This window comes from Modestobacter italicus, assembly GCF_000306785.1.
Lineage (GTDB): Bacteria > Actinomycetota > Actinomycetes > Mycobacteriales > Geodermatophilaceae > Modestobacter > Modestobacter italicus.
Genome location: NC_017955.1, coordinates 1935397 through 1959185, shown reverse-complemented (window position 1 = coordinate 1959185; position 23789 = coordinate 1935397). Strand labels below are relative to the sequence as shown.

The window sequence follows — 23789 nt, the reverse complement described above, 5'->3', positions numbered from 1 at the left end:
GGGCCCTCCGATCCGCACGGTGCTCCCCCGGTCGGGAGCACCCGCCCCGTTTGTCGACGCAACACGCCCGCGGGTTGATCGCACGTTCCCGGTGGTCGCCATCGACGGAGGCGATGGGTCAGTGGGTGGGCCTCACCCCATGACCCGCACCGCCCCCGGAGGACGACGCGGGGCGGTGACGAGGACCCCCGGGTCGTCGACCGACCGGACCAGGTGGTCGACCAGGCGCCGGACGGCGGGCCGGGCCGGCGGGCGCCAGACGACCTCCAGGTCGAGGACCAGCGGCGGGTCGAGCGGCAGCACGACGATGCCGCCGACGTCCATCTGCTCGGCGACCCCGAGGATCCCCGGCGCGATTCCTCCCCCGGCTGCCACCGCCCGCAGCATCGCCTCGGGGCTGTTGATCAGGTCCGGCTCGATGACGACCTGCCCCTGCTGCGCCCCGCCCGGCAGCAGGTGGTCCACGGTGCGCTGCCACACACCGGCGAAGGGGGACCACGGGAACATCACCGTGGACTCGCTCCCGAGCTCGGCGACCGGGACGTCGGGGCGGGCGGCGAGCCGGTGCCCCGCGGGCAGGACGATCCCCAGCAGCACCGAGCCGAGGACGAGACCGTCGAGGTCCCGGTGCTCCGGCGGCCGGTTCCAGACGACCGCGGCATCGGCGCGCCCCTGCCGGACGGCCTCGACGGCGTCGTCCCCGGGGCTGGACGTGACCGTGACCGCGGCGCCGGGGACGGCGGAGCCGATGTGCCGGAGCGGGCCGTCGAGCACCCGCTCCGCCATGGTGCAGACCCGCAGCGTCACGGTCTCGCGGTGGCCCGGCCCCGCCGACTGCACGTCCCGGCGTGCCCGGTCGACCTCGGCCAGGATGACCCGGGCCCGGTCGGCCAGGACGAGCCCGGCCGCCGTCAGCTCGGCGCCGCGCGGGGTGCGCTCGAACAGCGTCACCCGCAGGTCCCGCTCCAGCGCACGGATCTGCTGGGAGAGCGAGGGGGCCGCGATGTGCAACCGGCGCGCGGCAGCGGAGAACCGCCGCTCCTCGGCGACGGCGACGAAGTACCTGAGCTGGCGCAGCTCCACGAGGCAGGCTACCGCCGGTGGCGGGGACCAGGCTGCCGGGCACGTGAGGCCGGGACTCACAGGTCAGTGGTTTTCGGTCACGGGTCCCGCGAGCGGACGGTGGGCGTCAGACGGTATGACTGTCCTGTCGGTGCCTCCCACGGCCGGTCGAGCAGCCGGTTCGGGCGTGGCCGGGCCGGCCCGCTCCCGCGGTGACCTGGGAGGGCAGTGATGCGCCCGCACCGCGACGGTGAGCTGATGCTCGCTGAGGCCGCCGCCTCGGCAGGGAGCACGTTCGAGCGCGGGCGGGCCATGCTCGAGGTCCTCCGCCGGGTGGTCCCGTTCGACGGGGCCTTCCTCGCGTTCACCGATCCGCCGGCCCACCGCTACCACCTCATGGTGACCGCCGACCTGGACGCAACGACCGTGGAGTTCCTCGCCGGCCCGCAGGTGGCGCGGGACATCGAGATCACCGGCACCGACCGGGCCCGTCCACCGCTGGGCCCGTCGGACCTGCCCTACCCGGCCGAGGACCTCCCGACCTGGGCCGAGTGCCTCATCCCGGCCGGCCTGCGGGAGGGGCTGGGCGTCGCCCTGTTCGCACCCGGGGGGCGGCACGTCGGCCATCTCGCGGTGCTGACCGGGAGCCGGCAGCCACCGTCCCCGGCCCTCCGCCGCCGGGTCGCGCGGGTCGCGCCGGTGTTCGCGCACGGCATCGACCCGATGCGCTCGCTGCTCACCGCGACCCACCTGGTCCGAGGGGCCACGGCCGGGGTGGTGCTCTGCGCGGACGGCGGCTGCCAGCCCCTGCCGGGCCTGGCGACGGACGAGCTGCTCACCACCGGGTCACCCGTGCTCGCCGCCGCCCGGGAACGGATCTGCGACGGGGAGGTCTGCGCGTCGTTCCTGTGGCCGGTGGGTGGTCCGCACGCACCCGACGGGCACGTGCGGGTCACCGTCCTGTCCGCGCCGGAGGACTCGCCGCCGGGGCTGACCGCCGTGGCCCTGCTGTCGCCGGCGACCCACCTGCGCGGGCTGACCCCGCGGGAGCTGGAGGTGCTGGGCCTCCTGGTCGAGGGGTGCTCCAACGTCGAGATCGCCCGCTCGCTCGTGGTGGCCCCGCGGACCGTGGCAGCCCACCTCGAGCACGTCCTCGGCAAGCTCGAGGCCCCGACCAGGACCCTCGCGGCGGTCCGCGCCGAACGGGAGGGCCTGTACGTCCCCGCCCAGGTCCGCCGCCGGGTGGCCGTCGCCGGACGGCGGCCGCGTGAGGCGTCGGCGTGACGACCGGCTCGTGTCCGGCGGTCAGGTGCGGGTACCCCGCTCGTGCTGAGCAGTCAGCACCGGACGACAGGAGGACGACATGCCCACCAGACGCCGGCTGAAGGGCCGCAGGATCGCCGTCCTGGCGGCCGACGGGTTCGAGAAGGTCGAGCTCGTCGTCCCGGTGCGCGCCCTGGAGGCGGCCGGTGCCCGGGTCGATGTCGTGTCCCTGCGGCGGGGACGGATCCGCGGGGTGAACCTGCACATGCCCGCCAGCCGAGTCCGCGTGGACGCGACGGTCGACGACGCCGATCCCGGCGACTACGACGGCCTGCTGCTCCCCGGCGGGTTCATCAACCCCGACCTGCTCCGGCAGTCGGCCCCGGCCCGGGCGTTCGTCAGCGCGTTCGCCGCCCGTGGGAAGCCGATCGCCACCCTCTGCCACGGGCCGTGGGTGCTCGCCTCGGCGGGGCTCGTGGACGGGCGGACCCTCACCTCCTGGCCCGGGATCCGCGACGACCTGGTCAACGCCGGTGCCACCTGGCTGGACCAGGAGCTCGTCCGGGACGGGAACCTGACCACGAGCCGAGGGCCCCAGGACATGGCCGCCTTCGTGCCCGGGATGCTCGACACCTTCGCCGGGACGTCGCCGGAGCCAGTGACGGCGGCACCCACCCGCGCCTCCGACGGGCAGCGTGACGCACCCGTCGGCTGGGCGATCGCCGCGCTGCGGTGGTCGCCGAAGCCGTCGGCCGCCGCCCTGGTGGGCATCGGCCTGACCGCTGCCGTTCAGCGCGCCCTGCGTGCCCCGGCCCCGCGGAGCCGGAGGACGCGTCGTGGCGGGCTGGGACTCCTCCGGTAGTCGCTGCTCGCACGGCTCGCCCACCGGTCTGTTGACATCCTGGCTAATGGTGATAGCTTTGAGCTAACGCAGTAAGCCATTGCTGCCGACGGATGCCTGGAGGCAGCCATGACCGAGTTCCTGACCATCGACGGCGGGACCCTCGCCTACGACCTCACCGGCGCGGCCGGCCCGCTCGTGGTGCTGGCGCACGGCATGGGCGACAGCCGGCAGGCCTACCGCTTCCTCACCCCCGTCCTGGTCGACGCCGGCTACCGCGTCGCCGCGGTCGACCTGCGCGGCTGCGGGGAGTCCAGCGCCGAGTGGCCGTCCTACTCGCGCACCGACATCGCCGGTGACCTGCTCGCCCTGGTGCGCCACCTGGGCGGCCCGGCCGTGCTGGTCGGTCACTCCATCGCGGGCGGGGCGGTCACCATCGCCGCGGCGACCGCCCCGGAGCTGGTCACCGCGGTGGTGGAGATCGCGCCGTTCACCCGCAAGCAGTCGCTGCGCATCGGCGACCTGCGGGTGGCCTCCTTCCGCCGCGGCATGCGCCACCTGCTCGGCATGAACCTGCTCGGCAGCAGCACGCAGTGGGCGAAGTACCTCGACGTCGCCTACCCCGGGACCAAGCCGGCCGACTGGGACACCCGGCTGGCCCAGGTCACCACGATGCTCGCCGAGCCGGGCCGGATGAAGGCCCTGCAGGCGATGGGCAGGACCACTCCGGTCGACGCCGGGGAGCAGCTGGGCAACGTCCGCTGCCCGGTGCTGGTGCTGCAGGGCAGCGCCGACCCCGACTGGGCCGCGCCGCGCGCCGAGGGTGAGGCCATCGTCGCCGACCTGCCCGCCGGGCTGGGCCGCCTGGAGATGATCGACGGTGCCGGCCACTACCCGCACGTCCAGTTCCCCGCCGCGGTGGCCGCCGCGGTGCTGACCTTCCTGGCCGGCGTCCGTGCCTAGGGCCGGCCTGGGCACGGCCGCGGTCGTCGCGGCCGGCGCGGACCTCGCCGACGAGGTCGGCTTCCCCGCCCTCACCATGGGCCAGCTGGCCGAGCGGGTCGGGGTGCGGACGCCCTCGCTGTACAAGCACGTCGCCAGCCAGGACGACCTCAACCGCCGGATCGCGGCCCTCGCGATGGACGAGGCCGGCGCGGCGATCGGCGCGGCCGTCCAGGGCCGCGCCGGGCGCGACGCCCTGCAGGCCGCAGCCCGTGCGCTGCGCGACTTCGTCGTGGCCCACCCCGGCCGGTACGCCGCCACCATCGGCCTCGAGCCCACCGGCCCGGACGACCCGATCGCCCTGGCCGCGGCACGGTCGATGGAGCCCTTCGCCGCCGTGCTGCGCGGCTACGCCATCGACCCGGCCGACATGACCCACGCCCTGCGCGCGCTGCGCAGCGCCTTCCACGGCTTCGCCACCATCGAGGCCGGCGGCGGCTTCCAGTGGTCCACCGGCACCGAGGAGAGCTTCGAGTGGCTGGTCGACCTCGTCGACCGCGGCCTGCGCACCCGGGAGGAAACACCGGACGGGGTCGCGGTGTTCACCGGTCGTGCTGGACAAGAAGGAGGCACACGTGACCACTGAGACCGCGATCCTCGCCGGCGGCTGCTTCTGGGGCGCCCAGGAGCTGCTGCGCAAGCGCCCGGGGGTCCTCGCCACCCGGGTCGGCTACTCCGGCGGCGACACACCCAACGCCACGTACCGCAACCACGGTGACCACGCCGAGGCGGTCGAGATCGTCTTCGACCCCGAGGTGATCTCCTACCGGGAACTGCTGGAGTTCTTCTTCCAGATCCACGACCCGTCGACGAAGGACCGGCAGGGCAACGACCTGGGCCGCAGCTACCGCTCGGCGATCTACTTCACCAGCGACGAGCAGCGGCTCGTCGCGCTCGACACGATCGCCGACGTCGACGCCTCGGGCATCTGGCCGGGCAACGTCGTCACCGAGGTGGCACCGGCCGGCCCGTTCTGGGAGGCCGAGGAGGAGCACCAGGACTACCTGCAGAAGATCCCCTTCGGCTACACCTGCCACTACGTGCGACCCGACTGGGTGCTCCCGCGGCGCGAGGCGCAGACCACCCGGTGACCTGACGGCCCGATCGGCGCCCCGGACGAACCAGCCGGGGCGCCCGTCGGTGCGACGACGTGGAGGGGGACGTCCCTGCGGGGGCGTCCCCCTCGTCGTCTCCCCGATCCGGCCCCGGACGTGACCGGTGGGACACCTGGGGAGCGTGGGGCGCGGCGCCACCACCGGCGCTCCTGCCGTGCGCACGATGGGGCATGCCCGCCCGCCCGGACGCCGTCGCCGCCCTGCCGGCCGCTCCGGGCGTGTACCGCTTCCGGGACGCCGGCGGCCGGGTGCTGTACGTCGGGCGGGCCGTCGCGCTGCGCCGCCGGGTCAGCTCCTACTGGGGCGACCTGCGGGACCGCCGCCACCTGCGGCGGATGGTGCAGCGGGTCGCCCGGATCGAGGCGCTGGTCTGCGACTCCGCGCACGAGGCGGCCTGGGCCGAGCGCAACCTGCTGGAGCGGTCGCTGCCCCCGTGGAACCGGATCGTCGGCGGCCTGGAGGTGCCCGTCAGCATCCGCCTGGACGCCTCGCCGGAGGCGCCACGGCTGGGCCTGGGCTCCCCGCACCGGACGGCACCGGGTGTCCGCTGCTTCGGGCCCTACCTCGGCGCCGGCAAGGTGCGGCTGGCCCTGTCCGGGCTGGAACGGCTGTACCCGATCGGCCACGCCGGCCCGACCCGCACCGCCGGCGAGCGCGAGCTGGCGCGGGCGCGCGGCGGGCACGGCACCCCCGTCGCACAGCTGGCCGGTGCCGTGGCGTCCGTGCTGGACCGCGAGCCGGCGGCGGTCGCCGCCGCGCTGGCGGCGCTGACCGCCCGGCGCGACGCCGCGGCCGGGGCGCAGGCATACGAGGCCGCCGCCCGGCTCCAGCAGGAGATCGAGGCGGTCGAGTGGGTGGTCGCGCCGCAGCGGGTCACCGCGCCCGGCGGGGAGGGCGACCAGGACGTCACCGCCTGGGGCGACGACGTCCTGGTCCGGCTGCGGATCCGGGACGGCCGGCTGCACGCCTGGGAGCAGGAGACCTGCTCCCGGTCGGCGCCCGGCACCCGGGCGCCCGAGGGGTGGGTGCCCTTCCTGCGCCGCAACGCCGACCTGGCCGCCCGGCTGGCGGCGCTGCCCGTCAGCTGACCCCCGACGCCGCGCGCCAGCTGGCCAGCAGCTGGACGGCGTCGTGCGCGGGCGACCCCGGTCGCGGCGTGAAGACCGTGAGCGTGTGGTCCGCCGCTGCGTCGACGAGCAGGTTCTCGTAGGGCAGGGCCAGCTCGCCGACGACGGGATGGGCGAACACCTTGACGCCGGCGTTGTGCGCCCGGACGTCGTTCCTCGCCCAGCGGGTGCGGAAGGCGGCGCTGCGGGTGGACAGCTGCCCGATCAGCTCCAGCATCGCCCGGTCGTCGGGGTGGCGGCCGGCCTCGATGCGCAGCAGCGCGACGGTGTCGTCGGCGATCCGTTCCCAGTGCGGGAACAGCTGGCGGGCCCGGAACTCGTCCAGGAAGAGGAAGCGGGCGCTGTTGGCCGGGCCCTCCAGGTCGAACACCGGCGCGTAGAGCGCCCGGCCGAGGGCGTTGGCGGCCAGCACGTCCAGCCGGGCGTTCTGCACGACGGCCGGCAGGGTCGCCAGGGCGTCGAGCAGCACCTGGACGCCCTCGCTGACGGTCCCGGCGACCGGACGCCGACGGCGCTTGCGCATCTCGGGGGTGAGCTCGGCCAGCAGCCGGTCCAGGTGCGTGCGCTCGTCCTCGCCCAGCCGGAGGGCCAGCGCGACGCCGTCCACCACGCCGGCCGAGGGCCCGGCTGCCTGGCCGCGCTCGAGCCGCACGTAGTACTCGACGCTGATCCCGGCGAGCATGGCGACCTCCTCCCGGCGCAGGCCGGCGACCCGGCGCCGGGACGCGACGACGGCCAGCCCGGCCTCCTGCGGGGAGACCCGTGCCCGCCGGGTGACGAGGAAGGCCCGGAGGGCTGCGCGGGCGGCGTCCGTGTCGGCCATGCACCCGAGGCTAGGGCCGCCTGCCGGCCGGAGAGAGTCACTGCCGGTACCCCCTCTCGACAGGGGCTGCCTGCTCCCGCCGGCCCGGGGCAGGGTCGGGGTGACCACCGACCGACCCCCACAGCAGGAGCTGACATGCGCAACGCACACCTGGGCGCCCTGGAGGTGTCCCGGATCGGCCTCGGCGCGATGACCATGGCCGGCACCTACACCTCCGGCGGCGGGCTGGACGACGCCGAGTCGATCGCGACCATCCACCGCGCCCTCGAGCTCGGCGTCACCCACATCGACACCGCCGAGGTCTACGGCCCGTACCACTCCGAGGAGCTCGTCGGGCGGGCTCTCGCCGGCCGGCGGGACTCCGTCGTCGTCGCCACCAAGTTCGGCCTGGTCTCGCACGCCGACGGCCGGGTGGGCACCCCGGACAGCAGCCCGGCCAACATCGCCGCCGCCGTCGAGGGCTCACTGCGCCGGCTGGGCACCGACCACATCGACCTGTACTACCAGCACCGGGTCGACCCGGGCACCCCGATCGAGGACACGGTGGGCGCCCTGGCCGAGCTCGTCGCCGCCGGCAAGGTGCGGCACATCGGGCTGTCCGAGGCCGCCCCGGCGACCATCCGCCGGGCGCACGCGGTGCACCCGGTCACCGCCCTGCAGACCGAGTACTCGCTGTGGGCCCGTCAGCCCGAGGTCGAGCTGCTCCCCCTGCTCCGCGAGCTGGGCATCGGGTTCGTGCCCTACTCCCCGCTCGGGCACGGCTTCCTCACCGGCGCGCTCCGCTCCCCCGCCGACATCCCGGACGACGACTGGCGGAAGACCAACCCGCGCTTCGTGGGCGAGGCGTTCGCGGCCAACCTGCGGCTGGTCGAGGAGGTGCGGGCGGTCGGGGCGGAGGTCGGGGCCACGCCGGCCCAGGTCGCGCTGGCCTGGCTGCTGGCCCAGGGCGGGGACATCGCCCCGATCCCCGGCACCCGGCGGGTGGCCCGGGTCGAGGAGAACACCGCCGCCGACGACGTCGTCCTCACCGCCGACCAGCTCGCCCGCCTCGACGCCCTGACCCCCGCGACCGGGGCCCGGCACGACGACGCCAACATGGCCACCATCGACCGCTGACACCCGTCGTCGACCTGCCCGACCCGTCAGGACCCCGGGTCCAGGTGAGCAAGTGCGTCGACGAGCCGCCGGTCCACGTCGGCGGGCCAGGGGAAGGCGGCGGTGACCGCCCGCTGGTGGGCGAGGCCGTGCAGGCCGACCCACAGGGCGATGGCATCGGCAGCTGCGTCGTCGCTGGTCGAGCGGCCCGCGGCGACGCAGGCCCGCAGTGCGCTCGACAGGACGGCGAGGGCGTCCTGTCCCAGGTCGGTGACCTGGGCGGGGGTCACGCTGGCCCGCTCCAGCGCCTCGCCGGCGTTCCACAGGCCACCGAACATCACCCGGTAGCGCTGCGGCCGGCCGGCGGCGAAGTCCGAGTACGCCGCGCAGACCGCCCGCAGGTGCGCGACCGGGTCCGGTGACGGGGGCGGGTCGACGGCGTGCAGCGCCTCCCCCAGCTCGGCGAACGCCTCCTGCACGACGGCCAGCAGGACCTGCTGCCGGTCGGCGAAGTGGGCGTAGATGGCAGGCGCGGTGATCCCCGCCCGCCGGGCGACGGCCCGCAGGGTGACCGACTGCTCGGTGCCGGTCTCGTCCAGCAGCTCGGCGGCCGCCGCGACGATCTCGGCGCGCAGCCGGCCGCCCTGCCCTCGGCGGTTCTGCTCCCGCGCGCCGGGCCCGCCGGGATCGGTGGTCGCGCTCACCGGACGCAGGCTACGACCTGCCGCCCGGGTCACGGCACCAGCACCACCTTGCCGACGATGGTGCGCGACTCGGCCAGCTCGACCGCGGCCCGGATCTCGGTCAGCGGAATCCGGGCGGCGATCTGCGGGCGCAGCACCCCGTCGGCGAGCAGGGTGAGCACCGCGGTGAGGTCCTGGCGCAGCCGGGCGCGGAACCGGCGCGGGCGGAGCAGGTGCCCACCCCAGACGTCGAAGAAGCCGGCCCGTCGTCCGTTGGGCACCAGGTCCAGCCAGGCCAGCCGGGCGAGCAGGGCCACGAACGCCGGGATCATCGGTCCGGAGTCCTTGAGCATGGCGTAGCTGACCAGCGTCCCGCCGGTGGCCAGCAGGGACCACGAGCGGGTGATGCTCGGACCCCCGATGTGGTCGAAGACCGCGTCCACCCCCTCGGGGGCGAGCTCGCGCACCCGCGCGGCCAGGTCCGGGTCGCCGTAGTCGACCGGCAGCGCACCGAGCTCGCGCAGCGCCGCGTGGTGCCGGGGGGACGCCGTCCCGATGACCCGCACCCCGGCGTGCACCGCGAGCTGGACCAGGGTGGTGCCCACCCCACCGTTGGCGCCGTGCACCAGGATCGTCTGGCCGGCGCGCACCTGCGCCCGGCGGTGCAGCATCTGGTGGGCGGTGAGCCCGCTGACGACGAGGGTCTCCACCTCTCCGGCTTCCAGGTCGGCCGGGACAGGGACCACGTCGACGGCCTCGAGCAGGGCGTGGGTGGCCCAGCCACGGGTCTTGGTCATCGCCGCGACCCGCTGGCCGACCAGTGCGGCACCGGCCCCCGGTCCTGCCCCCGTCACCGTGCCGACCAGGTCGTAGCCCGGCACGAACGGGAACTTCGGCTGGCCGGGGTAGCGGCCCAGGCGCATGGCGTGCTCGGCGTAGGAGATGCCGCTGGCCTCCACCGCCACCACGACCTGCCCGCGCGACGGCGCCGGCAGCGTGCGCTGGCGCAGCTGGAACCCCTCGGGCCCGACGATGCCGGGGAGCACGACCTCGGTGATCGTGGTCCCCGTGGCCGGGACGGCCGCTGTCATGGCGCTGCGGGTCATGGTGGCTCCTGGGTGCGGGTGGGCCTCGATATGGCTTTACACCCGTAAAGCTAAAGCATGGCTAAACGGTTGTAAATAGAAGAGGCCGCTCCAGGTGGGCCTCGACGTGACGATGCGGCGGCTGCACCATGAGGCGCGCGTCCGTCGACGTCGGCGGACGCCTCCCGGTGGAGTCGGAGCGCCGGGCTCGGTGCACGCCGCACGAAGGGGACGTGGATGGCGCAGGCGATGCAGGTCGAGACGTCGATGGCCGAGGTGATGGCCGAGCTGGCCGCACTCGACGACCCCGCCGTCCGTGAGGTGAACGCCCGTCACGGTGACGACCACGGCGTGAACCTCGGCAGGCTGCGCGAGCTCGCCAAGCGCCTCAAGACCCAGCAGGACCTCGCCCGGCAGCTGTGGGCGACCGGCGACAGCGCCGCCCGCCTGCTCGCACTGCTGGTCTGCCGCCCGAAGGCGTTCTCCCGGGACGAGCTGGACACCATGCTGCACGAGGCCCGCACGCCGAAGGTGCAGGACTGGCTGGTCAACTACGTGGTGAAGAAGAACGGCCACGCCGAGGAGCTGCGGGTGGCCTGGTCCGCCGACCCCGACCCGGCGGTCGCCAGCGCCGGGTGGGCGCTGACCACCGAACGGGTGGCGAAGCGGCCCGACGGGCTCGACCTCCCCGGCCTCCTCGACGTCATCGAGACGCAGCTGGCCGACGCCCCGGACCGCCTGCAGTGGGCGATGAACCACTGCCTCGCGCAGATCGGCATCGAGCACCCCGAGCAGCGCGCCCGGGCCATCGACATCGGCGAGCGGCTGCACGTGCTCGAGGACTACCCGACGCCCCCCGGCTGCACGTCGCCCTTCGCACCGGTGTGGATCGCCGAGATGGTGCGCCGCCAGCAACCGGCGTGACGACCCGCGCTGCCTACGCGTCTCCGCGAGCCGCCGGGAAGGCCGCCGGGTCCCCGCCACTCCGCGGTGACGCCGGCTGCCGCCCGCGGCCACGGGCACCCGGCGGCGGGCGGCCTGGTCATGATCGGCGTCGACGAGTTCACCGGCTGAGCCCCCGCGGCGGAGCCGTCGGCCACCGGGGCGCCGTGCACCCAGGTGGCCGACGGCGCGGCGGGTCGTCGTCGGATCAGGCGGGCGCCTGTCCGTACTCGGCGTCCGTGACGTGCTCGGCCCACTCGGTCTCCGGGCCGTCCTGCCCCTCGGCGAGGCCGTCCCAGATGGCCAGGTGCGTCATGAACTGCTGCGGGGCGGCGCCGTGCCAGTGCCACTCCCCCGGCGGGCACCACACGGTGTCGCCCGGGCGGATCGTCACGACCCCGCCGTCCCGGGTGCCGGTCAGGCCGACCCCCTCGGTGACGTGCAGCGTCTGGCCGTTGGCGTGCCGGTGCCACGCGGTGCGGGCCCCGGGGGCGAAGTGCACGGCGTTGACCTTGCCCCGGGACTCGGTACCCGGCGCGATGACGTCGAAGTGGACGACGCCGGTGAACCACTCGGCCGGTCCCGCGACCGACGGCTGCCTGGTGAGGATCTCCATGTCAGTGCCTTCCTGTCAGGGACGGACGAGGACCTTGAGCGCGGTGCGCTCGTCCATGGCGGTGTAGCCGGCCGGGGTGTCGTCCAGGGCCACGGTGCGGTCGAACACCCGGCCCGGCTCGATGCGCCCCTCGAGCACGTCGGGCAGCAGCTCCTCGATGTGCGCGCGTTGCGCGCCCGGGCCGCCGGCCAGGCGGACGTTGCGGCCGAAGAGGCTGCCGAAGCCGATCGGCGCCTCCTCGTACTGCGGGACGCCGACCCGGCTGATGACGCCGCCGGCGCGCACGGTCCCGACGGCCTGGTCATAGGCCGGCCGGTGCCCGACGCACTCCAGGACGGCGTGCGTGCCGCGGCCGCCGGTGAGCTCCAGCACCCTCGCGATGCCCTCATCGGCCCGCTCGGCGACGACGTCGGTGGCGCCGAACTCGCGCCCCAGGTCGGTGCGCGCCCGGTGGCGGCCCATGAGGATGATCTGCTCGGCGCCCAGCCGCTTGGCGGACAGCACCGCCAGCAGCCCCACCGCGCCGTCCCCGATGACCGTCACGGAGCTCCCGGCCGAGACCTGGCCCATGACGGCCGCGTGATACCCGGTGATGAGGACGTCGGACAGCGTCAGCAGCGAGGGCAGCAGGGCGGAGTCCTCGCCGACCGGCGCCACCACGAGCGTGCCGTCGGCCTGCGGCACCCGCACGGCCTCGGCCTGCGCGGTGGAGAAGAAGCCGCCGTGCAGGCAGGAGGTGGTCAGTCCCTCCCGGCAGAACTCGCAGGTGCCGTCGAAGTACGCGAACGGGGCGATGACCAGGTCACCGGGCTTCACCTTCACGACGTCCGAGCCGACCTCCTCGACGACGCCGACGAACTCGTGGCCCATCGGCGTCCCCTGCTCCGAGGCGGGCATGGAGTGGTAGGGGTGGAGGTCGCTGCCGCAGACGCAGGCCCGCACCACCCGGACGACCGCGTCGGTGGGGAGCTCGATCGCCGGGTCGGGCAGCTGCTCCACCCGGACGTCGCCGGCGCCGTACATGACTGTTGCTCGCACGATCTCGTGCCTTCCTGTGGGTCTCTCGCGTGGGGGTGGTCAGGCTTCGGGGATCTCGAGGCCGAAGGTCTCGCGGGTGATGTCGGCCGGATCCGGGCCGCCGCGGACCCCGGTGTCCAGCGCGTCGATCGCGGCGAGCTGGTCGCCGGTCAGCTGGAAGTCGAGGACATCGAGGTTCTCGGCGATGCGCGACGGGGTGACCGACTTCGGGATCACCTGGCGGCCCTGCTGGACGTGCCAGCGGAGCATCACCTGCGCGAGCGTCCTGCCGTGGGCCGCGGCGATCGCCCCGATGGTGGGGTCGGCCAGGGTGCTGCCGTGCGAGCCGTCGCGGTAGAAGGTGATGCCGCCGATCGGCGACCACGCCTGGGACAGGATCCCGTGCTCGGCGTCGGCCGCCAGCAGCTCGGGCTGCCGGAAGTAGGGGTGCACCTCGATCTGGTTCACCGCCGGGACGACCGAGGTCTCGGCCAGCAGCCGGGTCAGGTGGTCGGGCATGAAGTTGCTGACGCCGATCGCGCGCACCCGGCCGTCGGCCAGCAGCTGCTCCAGCGCCCGGTAGGCGTCCAGGGTCAGCTCGAACTCCGTCGGCAGCGGCTGGTGCAGGATCAGCAGGTCGATCTGGTCGATGCCCAGCTTGCCGGCGCTCTTGTCGAAGGCGTGCAGCGTGGTGTCGTAGCCGTAGTCGGTGACCCAGACCTTCGTCTCGACGAACACCTCGGACCGGTCGAGGCCGGAGCGCCGGACGGCCTCGCCGACCTCGCGCTCGTTGCCGTAGGCGGCTGCGGTGTCGATGTGCCGGTAGCCGACCTCGAGCGCGGTCTGCACGGCCGCGACGGTCTCGTCGGGCGGTGTCTGGAAGACCCCGAAGCCGACCGCGGGGATCTCGACGCCGTTGTTCAGGGTGAAGGCGGAGCTGCTCATGGACTCCATGCTCGGCGCCGTTCCGGCCGGCTGGCAGTGGCTGTCGAACAGGGCACTGCCAGTACCTCCCTCGGCGCTCACGCGCTCACCCGGGCGTCCGGCCGGTCGACGGCGGCACCGTTCCGCCGGTGGACGCCTCTGGTCGGCTGCGCGTCCGCGCCAGGAGTGACGGTCGTCCCGGGTACTGGCAGTGCCTCCCACCAGCACCGGCGGCTGCCTACCGTGGATCCGTGAGCAGCACCGACCTGAGCGCGGAGATCCGCGACTTCCTGAGCACCCGACGGGCGCGGATCACCCCGGAGCAGGCCGGGCTGCCGGCCTACGGCGGCAACCGCCGGGTCAAGGGCCTGCGCCGCGAGGAGGTGGCGCTGCTCGCCGGCGTCTCGGTGGACTACTACGTCCGGATGGAGCGCGGCAGCCTTGCCGGCGCCTCGGAGAGCGTGCTCAACTCCCTGGCCGGGGCGCTGCGGCTGGACGAGGCCGAACGCACCCACCTCTTCTCCCTCGCCCGGGCGAGCGGCCACTCCACCACCCCCCGGAAGCGGCCCGCGACCACCGTCCGGCCCGCCGTCCAGCACGTGCTCGACGCCATGACCGACGCACCGGCGTGGGTGCGCAACGGCCGGCACGACATCGTGGCGATGAACCAGTTGGCGCGGGCGCTGTACTCACCGGTGCTCGCCGACCCCCGCCGTCCGGCCAACACCACCCGGTTCGTCTACCTGGACCCCGCCGCGCGGGACTTCTTCGTCGACTACGACCGGATCGCCAACGACGCCGCGGCGATGCTCCGGCTGGAGGCCGGCCGGAACCCGCACGACAAGGCGCTGATCGAGCTGGTCGGCAAGCTGTCCACCCGCTCGGAGCTGTTCCGCCAGCGCTGGGCGTCCCACGACGTGACGTTCCACCGCAGCGGGCAGAAGCGGCTGCGCCACCCCGAGGTCGGGCAGCTGGACCTGGACTTCGAGGGCATGGAGCTCAGCTCGTCACCGGGCCTGCAGCTCAACGTCTACTCGGCTCCTCCGGGCACGCCCACCGCCGACGCACTGAGGCTGCTCGCCTCCTGGGCGGCCTCGCAGGACGACCTGGCCACCGAGGCCGTCAGCACGTCCAGCAGCTGACCGGCTCCCGGTCGGCTGGTGCGGCCCGTGGCTACAGGGGGTCGAGCAGCCGCTGCAGGAACTGCCGGGTGCGGGCCTCGCGCGGCTCCACGAGCACCTCGGACGGCGGGCCCTGCTCCACCACCACGCCGCCGTCGAGGAACAGCACCTGGTCGGCCACCTGGCGGGCGAACCGCATCTCGTGGGTGACCACGACCATCGTCCAGCCGTCGGCGGCCAGCGACTGCATCACCCGCAGCACCTCGCCGACCAGCTCGGGGTCGAGGGCGCTGGTCGGCTCGTCGAACAGCACCACCTGCGGCCGGGTGGCCAGTGCGCGGGCGATGCCGACGCGCTGCTGCTGCCCGCCGGACAGCTGCACCGGGTAGGAATCGGCCTTGTCCGCGAGGCCCACGCGGGCCAGCAGCTCCCGGGCCTCCTCCTGCGCCTGAGCGCGCGGCCGGCCCTGGGCGAACACCGGCCCGGAGGTCACGTTGTCCAGCACGGTGAGGTGCGGGAAGAGGTTGTGCGACTGGAACACCATGCCGCTCTGCCCGCGCAGCCGGGACACCGCGCGGGTGTCGGGCCGGGTCGACCAGTCCAGCTCGACATCGCCGACCCGCACCGTGCCGGACTCCGGCGTCTCCAGCCCGTTGAGGCTGCGCAGCACCGTCGTCTTGCCCGAGCCCGACGGCCCGATGAGGCAGGTGACCGACCCGGCCGGCACCGCGACGTCGATGCCGCGCAGCACCCGGTTCTCCCCGAAGGACTTGACCAGCCCGCGGGCCTCCAGCAGCGGGGCGGTCATGCGGCCACGTACCGGGACAGCCGGGTCTCCAGGCGGGTCTGCCCGAAGGAGAGCACGAGGCACACCATCCAGTAGTAGACGGCGGCGACGCCGTAGAGGGTGAAGAACTCGAAGCTCTGTCCGGCGATCACCTGGGCCTCGCGCAGCAGCTCCGTGACCAGGACGACCGAGACGAGCGAGGTGTCCTTGACCAGCGAGATGAGGGTGTTGCTCAACGGCGGGACAGCGATGCGGGACGCCTGCGGCAGGACCACCCGGCGCAGCGTCGTGACCCGGCCCATCCCGACGGTCATCGCCGCCTCCCACTGCCCGCGCGGCACCGCGAGGATCGCCCCCCGGATGGCCTCGGAGGCGTAGCCCCCGACGTTGAGCGACAGCGCGATGATCGCGCTGGGCCACGGGTCGAGGGTGACGCCGAACGAGGGCAGCCCGTAGAAGACGATGAACAGCTGGAGCAGCAGCGGCGTGCCGCGGATGACCGAGACGTAGAACCGGGCGAGCCCCGACACCAGCCGGTTGCCCGACAGGCGCATCAGCGCGACCAGCAGGGCGATGGCCAGCCCCAGCGCGAAGCTCACCGCGGTCAGCGGCAGCGTGCCCCGCAGCAGCCCCTGGAAGAGCGGGCCGAGGCTGCTGCGGACGAGGTCCCAGTCGATCGCGTTCACTCCCCGCTGACGTCCTCGCCGAAGTACTTCTCCGAGATCTCGGCCAGCGTGCCGTCGGCACGCAGCGTCTCCAGGGCGCCGTCCACCTGGGTCTGCAGGTCGGCGCTGTCCTTGCGGAAGGCGAACGCCGACTCGCTCGGGTCGTCGATCTCGGCGGCGATCTTCACGTCCTGGTCACCGGTCGACTTCTGGTACTCCAGGAAGGCCAGGCTGTCGTTGATCGTGACGTCGACGCGCGACTGCTTGAGCAGGGTGATGGCCTGGGTGAAGCCCTCGACGGCCTCGATCTGCGCGCCGGCGTCGGTGGCGACCTGCGCGAAGTTGCTGGTGGTCGACTGCGCGCTGCGCTTGCCCGCGACGTCGGCCAGCGAGGTGATGCTCGTGTCGTCGGCCCGCGTGATGACGACGCCGTTCGAGACGGTGTACGGCGTGGAGAACAGGTACTTCGCCTGGCGCTCGGGGTTGACGCCGATCTGGTTGGCGATGACGTCGTACCGGTCGGCCTCGAGGCCGGCGAAGATCGCGTCGAACTGCGTCTCGCTGAACTCCACGTCCATGCCCAGCTCGTCGCCGACGGCCTGGGCCACCTCGACGTCGTAGCCGGTGAGCTCGTTGCTGTCCGGGTCGTGGAAGGAGAACGGCGCGTAGGTGCCCTCGGTCGCGACGCGCAGCACGTCGTCCGAGCCGCCGGCGCTGCCGCCCGCGTCGTCGGAGTCGCCGCCGCAGGAGGTCAGCAGCAGGGCGGCGGTGAGGGCAACGGTCACGGACAGGCGCGTGCGCACGGTGGGCTCCGGGTTCATCGGTTCAGGTCTTCGGGGTCCGGCAGGAGTTCCCGCCGCCTGGGGAACCGGTCTGGCACGCACGAGCATTCCGCCGGGTGTCCGGACGCACAACACGACCGCCCGGACCCCACCGTCCCGGGTCCGGTCGCTGCGGCTGTCGGTCGCCTACGACCTCGTCACGCGGACGGCCGGGACGCGGCATGCGCGTCGGCGACGTCCCACACGACGTCGATCAGGGCGTCGGGGGCCTCGATCTGGGGCAGGTGCCCCGCACCGGGCAGCAGGACGAACGTCGCGCCGGGCACCGCGGCGGCGTAGGCCCGACCGAAGTCGGGATCGCCGATGCGGTCGGCCTCGCCCCAGACGACGGCGACGGGTGCCGTGACGGTGCCGAGCCGGGCGGCCAGGGTCGGGTCGGTCATCGAGACACCGCCGTACACCTGGAGAGCGACGCGGTTCCCGGCCAGGGCCGCGCGGACCTCCGGGGGCAGCGCGGCCGGGTCGACGCCGTAGCGGGCGGGGTCGGCGTAGGACCGCTGGGCGACCTCGGCCGGGGTGAGGGCGAAGAAGTCGGCGACCGGGTGGCCGGGGACCTCGATGCCCACGGCGTCGACCAGCACGTAGCTGCTGACCCGCGCCGACCCGAGCACCGCCATCTCCGCGGCGACCCAGCCGCCGATGGAGTTGCCGACGACCGTGACGTCCCGCAGGTCCAGGGCGTCGAGCAGGGCGACGTAGACGGCCGCCAGGCCGCGGATGCTGTCCAGCTCGGCCAGCCGGGGAGTACCCGCGAAGCCCGGGTGGACCGGGGTGAGCACGCGTGCCGGCCGCGCCCCGGCGAGCCGCTCCGCCCACGGCGTCACGGTCAACGGGCCGCCCCCGCCGTGCAGCAGCAGGACGGGGTGGCCCGCACCCTGCTCGGAGAGCGAGACGTCCACGGTCGTGTCGCCTGCGGCGAGGGCGACGGTGAGGCGGTGGGTGCTGGTCATGCGGGCTCCTCGATCGGTACGGGGCTGACGGCGTCCTCGCTGGGGCCGCGGTCGTGATAATACAAGGAACCTTGTACAAGGTCCCTTGCCCAGTGGCATAGGCTGCTGGCATGGGCATCTCGCTGCAGGACGTCGGCCTGGCCGTGAAGCGCCTGCAGTGGCGCCACCACCGCGAGGCCAACAGGCGCCTGGCCGCCCTCGGGCTCTCGCTCGTCCAGTGGGACGTGCTCCGCCACCTGCACGCGAACCCGGACGCCTCCGTGCACGAACTCGCCGTGCTGACCTTCCAGACCGACCAGTCCATGGGCGAGCTGGCCAGGCGGATGGTCGAGCGGGACCTGCTGGAACGCGTCGCCGGCCCCGGTCGCAAGGTCCAGCACCGGCTCACCGCCACCGGCGACCGCGTCCGCACCGAAGGGGCCGCGATCGTCGACGGCGTGCTCGAGGAGTCGCTCGGCGGGCTCTCCGAGACGGAGCTGGCGACGCTGCACTCGTTGCTGGTCCGTGCTGCGGAAGGGAGCACCGCGGCCGAGCAGTCCTGAGAACTGCCGCGCAGAAACCGCCTGGACGGGCCGGCGAGGAGGTGGATCCCAGCGGCCGCCGATGTGGCGCGGGGCGCCGGACGACGAGACGCTGCTCGACCTCGCGGAGCCGACCGCCGTGGAGCTGGCGTCGAGCGCCTGGGAGCACCCCGTCGGCCCGGACGGGTACGTGTTCGAGCTCGGCGGGAAGGTCTTCCTGCTCACCACGGCCGCAGCCACTTTCCCGTGCGCGTCGGCCGGCCACGGCCGCCGTCCGGCCCCGGACCGACGCCTTCCGGCCGCCCCGAGCCCCAGCTGCGTTGGTTCCTGCGAGACTGGCCCAGCTCACCTCCTGGCCAGGGGCCGACTCGGAGTCCCGTGGCGCTCGACCAGTGGGTGGTCGACGAACCGGCACGAACGGAGCCCGACGAGGAGAGGTCATGGCGACGTCCGGCCGATCGGAGGACCTGAAGGGCGCAGAGTTCGTCAAAGCCGACCTGCGGGGGGCCCGATTCGTCGGGTGCGACCTGTCGGCTGCTGTCATGCGCGGGGTCACGGTGGACAGCGCAGACATCGACGCGCCCTGGCTCACCGGCGGCGATGGCGTGCTGATCGTCAACGGCGTGGACGTCGCGCCCTTCGTCGAGGCCGAACTGAACCGTCGCTTCCCCGGACGCGGCCAGCGGCGGGCCGAGGACCCGGGCGACCTGCGTGCGGCATGGGCCGCGCTCGAGAGCACGTGGGCCGCCACGCTGGAGCGCGTCGGCGCGATGCCACCCGGCACGGTCGACGTCTCCGTCGACGGTGAGTGGTCGTTCTCGCAGACGCTGCGTCACCTGGTCCTGGCCACCGATGCCTGGCTGGGCCGGGCGGTGCTGGGCATCGACGAGCCGTTCAGCCCGATCGGCCAGACGAGCGGCGGTGAGGACGGGCTCGACACGTCGATGTTCACTCCGGGCACCCCTCCGTACGAGGAGGTCGTGGACGTCCGGGCCACTCGTCTGGCGATGGTGCGGGACTTCCTCGCGACCGTCACCCCCGGCGACCTGGCGGCGCAGCATGCGAATCCGTGGAGCCCGGCGTACCCGGAGACCACCCTCAGCTGCGTGCACGTGATCCTCGAGGAGGAGTGGGAGCACCACCGCTACGCCGTGCGCGACCTCGACCTGATCGAGGCCAGGGCGAGCGGATGACCCGCCCGCTCGGTCAGGTCACCTGCGGGTGGCCACGGGAGCGCCGCCCCCACTGCCGTCCCGGCCGGCGTCCCTCACCCGGCCTCGGTGGACCGTCGCTCCGCCGTGTCCGCCGCCTCGTCATCGGCGCGGTCGAAGGAGTACATGACGAACGTCGCCGTGCTGGTGAAGGCGGCGACGAGCGCGATCAGCAGCGACGGGACGAATGCCGACGGACGCGGCAGCCACCCGCCGGCGGCCCACGGCAGGGCGACCAGCAGGAGGACCAGGACGGTCGTCGCGATCTCGTTCACGGTGACGGACGGCGACATGTGCGTCGCCCCCTTGGCCGTGATCCGGCGGGAGGTGTCGACGGTCGCCGCGACGAGCGCCGTGCCCAGCAGTGCGAAGGACGCCGCCGCCCACCGGGGCCCCACTCCAGCGACCACGAGCGGCACGAACAGCGGGAGGCTGTAGGCCGCGAAGACCCACCGGGCGCCGGACCGCATGTAGCGGTCTGCGGCCGCGCCGGTCCCGCGCTCGTGGTGCCGCGAGGAGTCGAGGTAGAAGAACACCCCGAGGGTGAACGTGCCCAGCAGGGTCGCGGAGATCCCGGCCAGGCTGAGCAGGAAGGCATCCGACACGTCTCCCACCTCATCGACCCCTTCCGCGGCAGCGACGGCAACCGGTGCATCGACGGCGGTGAGCCCCGTGTTGGACCCAGCCGCACGAGATCGGTCCCGGGCGATCAGGTCAGGACGGCGGTGGCCTCGATCTCGACGAGGAGGTCGGGCGTCCACAGGGCCTGGACGCCGATGACGGTGATGGGTGGCAACGGGGAGGTGAAGCCGTCGGACTCCTGAGCGCGCGAGGTCCCCGCCAGCAGCTCGCTCGCCATCCCAGGCGTCCAGCCGACGACGTAGAAGGTCAGTCGTGCGACGTCCCGGACGTCGCCTCCTGCGCCTCTGACCCCCGTGGCGACGTTCTGCAGCGCGGAGTGGACCTGACCCGTGAGGTCTGCCGAGGTCGGTTCGCCCGCAGGGGTCACTGCCGCCTGCCCGGCGAGCAGGAGGAGGAGCGAACCCGCCGCCAGGGCGACGGGCGCGTACTCGGTCTGCTGGAGCAGGCCGTCGGGGTGGTTGAGGTGCACGGTCATCTGGGCGTCCTTCGTCGTCGTGGCGCCACCATCGCAGCGCAGACGGCACCTTCGCGTCGGTGGAAGCCACGTAGCCGTTTGCCGTGGTGACCGTGGGACGGCCGGCTCGCCGCGCCGTCCGGATCCCGGGCACGTGGAGAGCTGGCTGGTCATCGCGGTGCGCACGGGCGCAGACCGCCTAGGCTGACGGCCACGAGCACGGGCGGACCCGGACGAGGAGCGGACCTGGCAGACCTCGTGGGCCGGCACGCGGAGCGCGCGGCAGCCGACCAGCTCCTCGCCAGCGCCCGCGCCGGTCGCAGCGGAGCGCTCGTGGTCCGCGGCGAGGCGGGCATCGGGAAGACGGCGCTGCTGGAGCACGTCCGTCGGACCGCCCTGTCGTCGGACTTCCGGGTGCGGCGCTCGGTCGGGGTGGAGTCGGAGACGCAGTTCGCGTTCTCGGGCCTGCACCAGCTGTGCGCGCCGCTGCTGGACCACCTGGATGCGCTGCCGGCCCCGCAGCAGGCCGCCCTCGGCGTCGCGTTCGGGCTGCGTGGCGGTCCTGCACCGGACCGGTTCCTGGTCGGGCTGGCAGCTCTCAACGTGCTCGCGGAGGTCGCCGAGGAGGCCCCGCTGCTGTGCCTTGTCGACGACGGGCAGTGGCTGGACCAGGCGTCCGCGCAGGTCCTGGCGTTCGTGGCGCGGCGGGTGGCGGCCGAACGGGTGGCGCTGGTGTTCGCCCTGCGCGACCCCACGGGGAGCGACGTCGACCCGTTCGCCGGGTTGCCCGAGCTGCGCCTGGACGGGCTCACCGAGGCGGACGCGCGGACGCTGCTGGCCGCGGAGGTGCCCACTCCGCTGGACGACGACGTCTGCGATCGGATCGTCGCCGAGGCACGCGGCAATCCCCTGGCACTGCTGGAACTGCCCCGAGGCGCGCAGCCTTCGCAGCTGGCCGGCGGGTTCGAGCTACCGGACGTGCTGAGCGTCCCGCGGCGCATCGAGGACGTCTACCAGCGCCGCTCGGGCAGCCTGCCGGTGGAGACGCAGCTGCTGCTCCTGGTCGCTGCGGCGGAGCCGACCGGCGACCCGGCGCTGCTGTGGCGCGCCGCCGATCACCTGGGGGTCGACCGCGAGACGGCCGCACCCGCGGAGGCCGCCGGTCTGGTGGAGATCGGCACCCGGGTGCGGTTCCGTCATCCCCTGGTGCGCTCGGCGGTCTACCGGGCGGCCACCCCGCCGGACCGCCGTCGCGCGCACGGTGCGCTGGCCGCCGCGACCGATCCGCAGGTCGATCCCGACCGCCGCGCCTGGCACCGCGCGCAGGCCCTCTCGGGCACCGACGAGGAGGTCGCCGCCGAGCTGGAGCTCTCGGCCGACCGGGCCCGCGCCCGCGGCGGGTCGGCCGCTGCAGGCGCGTTCCTGCAGCGGGCGGCCGAGCTGACCCCCGAGCCCGCCCGCCGTGCCGGGCGGGCGCTGGAGGCTGCGCAGGTCAAGCACCAGGCCGGCGCGTCCGAGGCCGCCCTCGAGCTGCTGACCGTGGCTGCGGCCGGACCGCTGGACGCCCGGCAACGCGCCCGCCTGCAGCTGCTGCGCGCCCGGGTCGACTTCCAGCTGACGCGTGCCGACGGCGTGTCCGGGATGCTGCTGGACGCCGCCGCGGCTCTCGCGCCGCTGGACGCCGCGCTGGCCCGGGAGACGTACCTGCACGCGCTCGACGCGGCGCTGGTGATCGGCGGCTCGGGCCGCAGCCGCAGCGTGCTCGATGTCGCAACGGCCGCTCGCGCCGCACCCGCACCGCCGGGACCGGCAGGGACGGTGGACCTCCTGCTCGACGGGCTGGTCGCGACGTACACCCGGGGGTACGGGTCGGGCGTGCCCGGACTCCGCCGGGCGCTGGAGGCATTCCGGAGCCAGGAGACCGCAGGGCCCGGCCGGTACGGGGACGACAGCTGGCTCTGGCTGGCCAGCCGCACCGCAGTGGGGCTCTACGACGACGAGCTGGCCCTCGTGCTGGTCGACCGCCACGTCCGGCTCACCCGCGAGGCGGGCGCGCTGTCCGCGCTGCCTGCCGCACTCACCGCCCTGTCCGTCACCCTGCTGCTCGCCGGCGAGCTCACCCACGCCGCCGAGCTGGCAGCCGAGAGCACCGCGATCACCCGGGTGACCGGAGCGCGCCCCCTGCGCAACGCCCAGCTCGTCCTGGCCGCGTGGTGCGGCCGTGGAGCCGAGACCCGGCAGCTGCACGCGTCCACCGTCCAGGCGGCCGGCGGATCCGCGGACGGCGCCGAGGTCACGATCGCGCAGTACGCGCTGGCGGTGCTCCACAACGGCCTGGGCGACCACCCGGCGGCTGAGGAGGCCGCGGCACTGGCGTCCGCCTCCTCCGAGCTGGCGAACAGCAACCTGGCCCTCCCCGAGCTGGTCGAGGCGGCCGTCCGCTCCGGCCGGCCGGAGCGCGCGGCCGCTGCAGTGGAGCAGCTCGGCACGCGGGCCCGCGCCAGCGGCACCCCGTGGGCGCTCGGGCTGGAAGCGCGGTCGCGCGCCATGATCAGCGCAGGGCCGGTCGCCGAGGAGCACTACCGCGAGGCCATCGAGCAGCTCCGGGGCTGCCGGATCGCCACCCACCTCGCCCGCACGCACCTCGTCTACGGCGAGTGGCTGCGCCGGGAGGGCCGTCGCCAGGACGCCCGTGACCAGCTGCGGACCGCTCACGCGATGCTCTCGGAGATGGGCGCGGAGGCCTTCGCCGCCCGCGCCGCCCGCGAGCTGCGCGCCACCGGCGAGCACCCGCGCACCCGGACCGCTCGGCCGACCGATGCGCTCACCGCCCAGGAGCTCCACATCGCGCGGCTGGTGGCCACCGGCGCCACGTCCCGGGAGGTCGGTGCGCAGTTGTTCCTGAGCCCGCGCACCATCGAGGCCCACCTGCGCAACATCTTCCGGAAGGCGGGCATCACCTCCCGCCGGCAGCTCAGGGAGCTGCAGCTCCCCTGACCGG

25 protein-coding genes are annotated in these 23789 nt (G+C 74.3%); 12 read left to right on the top strand and 13 right to left on the bottom strand.

Translation table 11 applies throughout. The features are described from left to right. Positions 1-132: 132 nt before the first annotated feature. Entirely contained in the window at positions 133-1083 is a 951-nt protein-coding gene (locus tag MODMU_RS26900; RefSeq protein WP_014740030.1) for a LysR family transcriptional regulator, read from the bottom strand. 237 nt (positions 1084-1320) lie between these two features. Between MODMU_RS26900 and MODMU_RS09600 the strand changes: the two genes are divergently transcribed. The 6 genes from MODMU_RS09600 to MODMU_RS09575 all read left to right on the top strand — a co-directional run bounded on the left by MODMU_RS09600 (position 1321) and on the right by MODMU_RS09575 (position 6371). Next, positions 1321-2346: a helix-turn-helix transcriptional regulator gene (locus MODMU_RS09600; RefSeq protein WP_231851827.1), complete on the top strand. Its 1026-nt coding sequence runs from the start codon at positions 1321-1323 to the stop codon at positions 2344-2346. Positions 2347-2425: 79 nt separating this feature from the next. Beyond that, positions 2426-3187 (top strand): type 1 glutamine amidotransferase domain-containing protein, encoded by a 762-nt coding sequence (locus MODMU_RS09595; protein WP_014740028.1) that lies wholly within the window; start codon positions 2426-2428, stop codon positions 3185-3187. Between the two features lie 108 nt (positions 3188-3295). Continuing rightward, complete coding sequence (locus MODMU_RS09590) at positions 3296-4129, top strand: alpha/beta fold hydrolase (protein ID WP_014740027.1); 834 nt, start codon at positions 3296-3298, stop codon at positions 4127-4129. Beyond that, complete coding sequence (locus MODMU_RS09585) at positions 4122-4754, top strand: TetR/AcrR family transcriptional regulator (protein WP_083869706.1); 633 nt, start codon at positions 4122-4124, stop codon at positions 4752-4754. Before MODMU_RS09590 ends, MODMU_RS09585 begins: the two co-directional genes overlap by 8 nt. After that, positions 4744-5259 carry a peptide-methionine (S)-S-oxide reductase MsrA gene (msrA, locus tag MODMU_RS09580; protein ID WP_041795141.1) on the top strand — a complete coding sequence of 172 codons (516 nt, stop codon included), beginning with the start codon at positions 4744-4746 and terminating at the stop codon, positions 5257-5259. The genes MODMU_RS09585 and msrA overlap by 11 nt, the downstream gene beginning before the upstream one ends. Before the next feature lie 194 nt (positions 5260-5453). Continuing rightward, a complete protein-coding gene (locus MODMU_RS09575) occupies positions 5454-6371 on the top strand; it encodes an excinuclease ABC subunit UvrC (RefSeq protein WP_014740024.1) in 918 nt (305 codons plus the stop codon). On the opposite strand, the gene MODMU_RS09570 is transcribed toward MODMU_RS09575, so the two are convergent. Then, positions 6364-7233, bottom strand: coding sequence for a helix-turn-helix domain-containing protein (locus tag MODMU_RS09570; RefSeq protein WP_014740023.1), 870 nt, complete (start codon positions 7231-7233; stop codon positions 6364-6366). The genes MODMU_RS09575 and MODMU_RS09570 overlap by 8 nt on opposite strands. 135 nt (positions 7234-7368) lie before the next feature. On the opposite strand from MODMU_RS09570, the gene MODMU_RS09565 reads away from it, so the two are divergent. Then, positions 7369-8349 (top strand): aldo/keto reductase, encoded by a 981-nt coding sequence (locus MODMU_RS09565; RefSeq protein ID WP_014740022.1) that lies wholly within the window; start codon positions 7369-7371, stop codon positions 8347-8349. A 26-nt stretch (positions 8350-8375) separates the two neighbouring features. On the opposite strand, the gene MODMU_RS09560 is transcribed toward MODMU_RS09565, so the two are convergent. Then, entirely contained in the window at positions 8376-9032 is a 657-nt protein-coding gene (locus MODMU_RS09560) for a TetR/AcrR family transcriptional regulator (protein WP_014740021.1), read from the bottom strand. A 29-nt stretch (positions 9033-9061) separates the two neighbouring features. Further along, positions 9062-10117, bottom strand: coding sequence for a medium chain dehydrogenase/reductase family protein (locus MODMU_RS09555; protein ID WP_014740020.1), 1056 nt, complete (start codon positions 10115-10117; stop codon positions 9062-9064). Positions 10118-10333: 216 nt separating this feature from the next. Here MODMU_RS09555 and MODMU_RS09550 point away from each other — a divergent pair, with 216 nt between their 5' ends. After that, positions 10334-11020 carry a DNA alkylation repair protein gene (locus MODMU_RS09550; RefSeq protein WP_014740019.1) on the top strand — a complete coding sequence of 229 codons (687 nt, stop codon included), beginning with the start codon at positions 10334-10336 and terminating at the stop codon, positions 11018-11020. 226 nt (positions 11021-11246) lie between these two features. Here the strand turns inward: MODMU_RS09550 and MODMU_RS09545 are convergent, their stop codons facing one another. The 3 genes from MODMU_RS09545 to MODMU_RS09535 are packed head-to-tail and all read right to left on the bottom strand — an operon-like array spanning position 11247 to position 13616. Next, on the bottom strand, positions 11247-11654 hold the full coding sequence (locus MODMU_RS09545; protein ID WP_014740018.1) for a (R)-mandelonitrile lyase: 408 nt from the start codon (positions 11652-11654) through the stop codon (positions 11247-11249). A gap of 15 nt (positions 11655-11669) precedes the next feature. Further along, positions 11670-12692 (bottom strand): zinc-binding dehydrogenase, encoded by a 1023-nt coding sequence (locus tag MODMU_RS09540; protein ID WP_166503443.1) that lies wholly within the window; start codon positions 12690-12692, stop codon positions 11670-11672. Positions 12693-12731: 39 nt separating this feature from the next. Next, positions 12732-13616, bottom strand: coding sequence for an aldo/keto reductase (locus MODMU_RS09535; RefSeq protein ID WP_041795139.1), 885 nt, complete (start codon positions 13614-13616; stop codon positions 12732-12734). 230 nt (positions 13617-13846) lie between these two features. Between MODMU_RS09535 and MODMU_RS09530 the strand changes: the two genes are divergently transcribed. Beyond that, the gene (locus MODMU_RS09530) at positions 13847-14737 is read left to right on the top strand and encodes a helix-turn-helix transcriptional regulator (RefSeq protein WP_014740015.1); all 891 of its coding nucleotides are present in this window, start codon (positions 13847-13849) and stop codon (positions 14735-14737) included. Positions 14738-14768: 31 nt separating this feature from the next. Here MODMU_RS09530 and MODMU_RS09525 read toward each other — a convergent pair whose 3' ends face one another. The 4 genes from MODMU_RS09525 to MODMU_RS09510 form a co-directional block, all read right to left on the bottom strand. Then, positions 14769-15524: an amino acid ABC transporter ATP-binding protein gene (locus MODMU_RS09525; protein ID WP_014740014.1), complete on the bottom strand. Its 756-nt coding sequence runs from the start codon at positions 15522-15524 to the stop codon at positions 14769-14771. Further along, positions 15521-16189, bottom strand: a complete 669-nt coding sequence (locus MODMU_RS09520) for an amino acid ABC transporter permease (protein ID WP_014740013.1) — start codon at positions 16187-16189, stop codon at positions 15521-15523. Before MODMU_RS09520 ends, MODMU_RS09525 begins: the two co-directional genes overlap by 4 nt. Beyond that, complete coding sequence (locus MODMU_RS09515) at positions 16186-16953, bottom strand: amino acid ABC transporter substrate-binding protein (protein WP_197537400.1); 768 nt, start codon at positions 16951-16953, stop codon at positions 16186-16188. The genes MODMU_RS09520 and MODMU_RS09515 overlap by 4 nt, the downstream gene beginning before the upstream one ends. Before the next feature lie 194 nt (positions 16954-17147). Then, positions 17148-17960, bottom strand: coding sequence for an alpha/beta fold hydrolase (locus MODMU_RS09510; protein ID WP_014740011.1), 813 nt, complete (start codon positions 17958-17960; stop codon positions 17148-17150). Positions 17961-18070: 110 nt separating this feature from the next. Here MODMU_RS09510 and MODMU_RS09505 point away from each other — a divergent pair, with 110 nt between their 5' ends. Then, positions 18071-18502: a MarR family winged helix-turn-helix transcriptional regulator gene (locus MODMU_RS09505; RefSeq protein ID WP_014740010.1), complete on the top strand. Its 432-nt coding sequence runs from the start codon at positions 18071-18073 to the stop codon at positions 18500-18502. Between the two features lie 419 nt (positions 18503-18921). Then, the gene (locus MODMU_RS09500; RefSeq protein WP_014740009.1) at positions 18922-19674 is read left to right on the top strand and encodes a DinB family protein; all 753 of its coding nucleotides are present in this window, start codon (positions 18922-18924) and stop codon (positions 19672-19674) included. A 74-nt stretch (positions 19675-19748) separates the two neighbouring features. Here MODMU_RS09500 and MODMU_RS09495 read toward each other — a convergent pair whose 3' ends face one another. Further along, the gene (locus MODMU_RS09495) at positions 19749-20297 is read right to left on the bottom strand and encodes a hypothetical protein (RefSeq protein ID WP_014740008.1); all 549 of its coding nucleotides are present in this window, start codon (positions 20295-20297) and stop codon (positions 19749-19751) included. Between the two features lie 104 nt (positions 20298-20401). Continuing rightward, a complete protein-coding gene (locus MODMU_RS09490) occupies positions 20402-20809 on the bottom strand; it encodes a RidA family protein (RefSeq protein WP_014740007.1) in 408 nt (135 codons plus the stop codon). A 237-nt stretch (positions 20810-21046) separates the two neighbouring features. On the opposite strand from MODMU_RS09490, the gene MODMU_RS09485 reads away from it, so the two are divergent. Next, the gene (locus tag MODMU_RS09485; RefSeq protein ID WP_014740006.1) at positions 21047-23785 is read left to right on the top strand and encodes an ATP-binding protein; all 2739 of its coding nucleotides are present in this window, start codon (positions 21047-21049) and stop codon (positions 23783-23785) included. Positions 23786-23789: the final 4 nt, after the last annotated feature.